This is a genomic window from Lactobacillus xujianguonis, assembly GCF_004009905.1.
Lineage (GTDB): Bacteria > Bacillota > Bacilli > Lactobacillales > Lactobacillaceae > Lactobacillus > Lactobacillus xujianguonis.
The window spans coordinates 1-4688 of the sequence record NZ_ML136924.1 but is presented as its reverse complement, the minus strand read 5'-3'; the positions used below and the strand labels follow the sequence as shown (position 1 = coordinate 4688).

The 4688-nt window shown below is 38.1% G+C and carries 1 protein-coding gene and 2 pseudogenes; all 3 read right to left on the bottom strand.

Annotated features, from left to right (window positions below; translation table 11 throughout):
• Positions 1 to 4027 (bottom strand): mucin-binding protein (locus EJK17_RS10985; protein ID WP_246011987.1); only part of this gene is annotated, 4027 nt, incomplete at its 3' end.
• Positions 4028 to 4036: 9 nt separating this feature from the next.
• A pseudogene (locus EJK17_RS12170) lies at positions 4037 to 4099 on the bottom strand (YSIRK-type signal peptide-containing protein); the annotation flags it as partial.
• 147 nt (positions 4100 to 4246) lie between these two features.
• Positions 4247 to 4688: pseudogene (locus EJK17_RS10980) on the bottom strand (UPF0236 family protein); the annotation flags it as partial.

Sequence of the window (4688 nt, the reverse complement as noted above, 5' to 3'; positions counted from 1 at the left end):
CTGGAGTACCTGGATTATCCGGAGTTACTGGAACAGTACCATGCTTAAAGGTTACATAGAAGTTTTGAGTATTCCCCTTAACATTGTCAAAGCTCGGCTTAGTACCATTTGCATCAAAACCATTTGATACTAATACGTAACCTTGTCTTTCGTATTCGGCAATCTTATCAGCAGTGCTGTAGTTAATGTTATCGCCTGCTTGACCGATTAATTGATCACTTTGCCCCAAATTAACAGGATGAGTTGGATCGTTTACGTCTTGATAAACAACTGAAGCTTTTTGTTCGTCTGGAATATCCTTAGCATACTTAACTGTTACTGTGTAGTCTGCACCAGTATGACTAATCTTTGCACTATCAACATTTTGGTTATCAGTTGTATCCTTATCAACACTTACTACGTGGTAGCCTGGAATCTTAGGTGTAGTTACTCCGTTAAATGTTTGATCTTCTGACCAAGTTAATGGAGTAATCCATTCACCAGTTACCTTGTCAAGAACGCCCTTAGCAGTGAAGTGTACTGGTTGTTGTACATCATTTGGAGTGTATTGATCTGCACCTTCGTAATGAACAGTACGAGTAATGGTCTTATCAATAGAAGCCTCCTCAGTTCCTGATGGATACTTAGGACCATTTGGATCTGGATCGTTAGGGTTGATTGGTTGATCTGGAGTACCTGGATTGTCTGGAGTTACTGGAACAGTACCATGTTTTACGTGGATAGTTATAGTAGTTGTACCCTTAACAATTGATGGAGGAATATTACCATCAGTTGATACGTAAACGTAACCCTTGTTTTCAAGGTTAGTTAAATCAGTACTTGGGTTGTAAGTTACTTGAGTACCTACATCTTGAGTACCAGTATCAGTACCTATACCAGTTAAGTCCTTGTTATCAGTATCATCGTGGAACTTAACGATTAAGTTACCTTGTTCAGCAACAATTGGGTTGTATTGAACTACAACATTAATATTGTCACTTGTATGAGTAATGCCAGTGTAACTCTTAACGTTACCGTTGCCATCGTCAGCTCCATCAGTTACAACCTTTGAAGTGTAACCATCAATATGCTTAGTTGGAACTAAGTTAAAGCTACCTTCATCCTTAGTACCATCGGTAATTGTCCAAGTGATACCCTTAGTTTGATCTTGAAGTTCCGTACCATTTACATCAGTCCACTTACCAGTTACCTTGTCTAAGTAACCTGTACCTTGGAAGTGAAGAGTATCAGTTTCTGAACTTGGAGTCTTATCTCCAGCACCTTCGTAAGTAACAGTACGAGTTACATCCTTAGTTAAACTAATCTGGTCAGTTCCCGATGGGTACTTAGGACCATCGGGATTGTCAGGGTTGATTGGTTGATCTGGAGTACCTGGATTATCCGGAGTTACTGGAACAGTACCATGCTTAAAGGTTACATAGAAGTTTTGAGTATTCCCCTTAACATTGTCAAAGCTCGGCTTAGTACCATTTGCATCAAAACCATTTGATACTAATACGTAACCTTGTCTTTCGTATTCGGCAATCTTATCAGCAGTGCTGTAGTTAATGTTATCGCCTGCTTGACCGATTAATTGATCACTTTGCCCCAAATTAACAGGATGAGTTGGATCGTTTACGTCTTGATAAACAACTGAAGCTTTTTGTTCGTCTGGAACATACTTATAGATGTAGGTAACTGTCTGTGGAGACTCTAATACCTTTCCAACCATAGGAGCCGTTGAAACTAAATGACCACTATTATCAACATGTCCTACTTGATAAGTTCCTTCCTTAACAATTTGATAAATTTTACCATTGACGTCAGTAATAGTATCCGGCTTATAAGTACTTGACGTAGCATCATAGCTACTTCCAACAGGTTGCTCTTTAGCAACTGCTTGCCCCTCAGCTTTGATATATTGGTCATTGTGAACGAACTTAATAATATTTCCATCTGTGTCTTTATAAGTAACGTTAACATTACCTTTTAATTCTTGATAAACATAAGTTATGTACCGTTTTCCTTGCATAACTGTTCCACTAGGGGAAATACCTTCTATATCATTAGAAGAGACAATATCATTACTATCTGCATCCTCAATTAGGTTCCCAGCAAGTCCTACCGAACCAATAGGATAAGCACCGACTGATGCTAGTCTATAAGTTTTTGACTCCCCATTACTTTCGTTAACAAGAGTTTGAGGTCTAAATCTATCCAGTGTTGCATTGTATGATGTCCCAACATCAGCATTTTCAGCAACAATCATCTCATCCTTGTTTTTTAAAAATCGCCCAGTTGTATCTACATAGTTAACAATAACTGTTCCTTTCCTAACTTGATCATTATTAGTAATCGATACAGGAACTGCTGTGAATTTTTCAGATTGAGTATATCTATAGTACCCCCCTATGTTCTTTTGTTTTTTAACAATTGATTGCCCTTTTGCGTCACTAACATCAATTTGAGTATACCCTTCATCGGTAATATCTGGATCTCCATTGTTTGAAGTCTTTGCTGAACTATAAGCTGAAGTAAATTTAACGCTAAGCTTAGAAGATTTTTCTTTTGGTTCAAGCAAGGGATTCATAGTACCATTCACTACCCATCCTGGCTTCGAAAAGTCACCAACAAAACGCAATGTCATTTCCTTACGATCTGAGCTGATACCTTCAACTATCATGTACATATTATCCGGTGTGACATATACTGTACCATCATCAGAATTTCCGCCCTTATCGTATTGAACATAATAGATCGGTATTTTTTCTCCAACCATATTGACCTTATCCCAGATATAGGGATTAGGGTTACTATCTTTGGAACGCAATTTTACCACAAAACCATCTGGTAACCCACCAACCTCGCCGTTAAAGGTTAGAATCCCCTCAGATTTAACATCTTTACTGTAATTTCTCTCTTCTTCACTCCCTAGTTCTCGCATATCCCAAACCGTAGCGTTCATTCTCAGAAAAGAGGTCGATCCATCATTATTTGGAGACCTATAATAAGTTTTAGCTGAGGTCTTGTTCCAAGCTGGTAAAATATATTCCTGGTTCAATACTGTCTGATCATTTATTTTGACAATCTGATGGACTTTCATGTCTTGAGCAACAGCTAAAGTTTGATTACTAAAGGTTCTCGTGAATTTTGCTCTAATATTTTCTAATCCTTCTACATTATCAGTGAATGTTAGTTTATACTTATATTTCTTGGTGATAAAGCCATTTTTCGTCGATAAACTAAAGCGTGAAGAATCATTAATATCCTGTGCTCTATAGTAATCACTAGTATAGTCTATCCTTTCACTTGTGATAATAGGCACGCTCTCTCCATTAATTTCATAATTAAAAACAGGCGGTAACTCAACAGGTAGATCTTGGCTCTCTACATAAAAGTAATCTCCTTTATGTATTCCTTTATAAAATCTAATATCAAAATTTAATACTTGAGCCCTTATAGTTGGAGGAGCTGCCCCCGCACTATTTGTCACTCTAACTTCAACTTCACTTGGGAAAACTTCCTTTCCGACGTAAACACTTCGATCTGTACTAGTGGCATCAGAGCGCTCTGCTACTCGATCGTTACTATTAGTTAGTGCAACAAGTTGCTTGTTTGATAATTTTGAAATAGCTTCATCTGAATCTGCCAGCTTATTCTCCACTTCCTTAGAATCTACGTTGGTAGTTTCTGATACGTCTTTTACACCTCCAGTTGATTTAGCTGCTGAAACACTAGATATTTCTTTTAATTTGTTAGCCACTTGCTCAGTCTTAGACATTACTGATGTATCAGTAGAGTTATTATTTTCTTTTGAATCTGCCAGCTTATTCTCTACTTCCTTAGAACCTACGTTGGTAGTCTTTGATGCGTCTTCTACATCTCCAGTTGATTTAGCTGATGTCACTTCTTCTTTAGAAGCTTGTTCCTGAGAGCCTACATTTGTTGTATCTCTAATTGTTCCTGTCACCGCCACAGTAGTATGAACATCGCTATCGGCAAATACGGGGGACCCCGTTGTCTCCATAACGACTGTGCCCAGTAGCACCGATACAACTCCAAAAGTATACTTTCTTATGGAAAAGCGTTGTCTTTCTTGTTGATTTTTCCTAAACAACATTTAAATCACTCCATTCATAAAAGGTATGTTCTTATTCTTAGGTCCTAAGTATTACTTATTGGAGGGGAAAAGTCAAGCATCATCGTATGTTTGTAAGTGTCAAAGTTTTTGCGGTTACTCAAAAACCATTAGTCTGACCTTAATTTCTTAATAATTTATGTGATTTAACATCCGATTGAATTTACTTAAATAGCTGCCACCAACTACTGCTGCTGTTAAGGCTCCGTGTTGAATACCGGTATGGATTTCGTGACGGATTCTCAAACTATCTCTAGCTGCGGCTTGTAATTTCTTACGGTCTAAGCTAATTAGTTTGCTCGTTTCAAAATCACTGTTGAGCCATTCTTCTAAGTCTCCATTCTTGATGCAAGTTAGAATTCGAAGCATTCCTTCGGCACCAGCTTCAGACCAATATTTGCCTTGGCCTTTAACGCGATAAGTATACTTACGGTGATTACTTTCACAACTACCAATTGCCTTGGTAACTTTTAAATCACGCATTTTGAACGGCTTAATATCGTTCCAGCGGCGATCAATATAGCTGCGTAGCCGCGTTAAATGCTCGTGGTTTTGCGGCGTATCTAGTTCA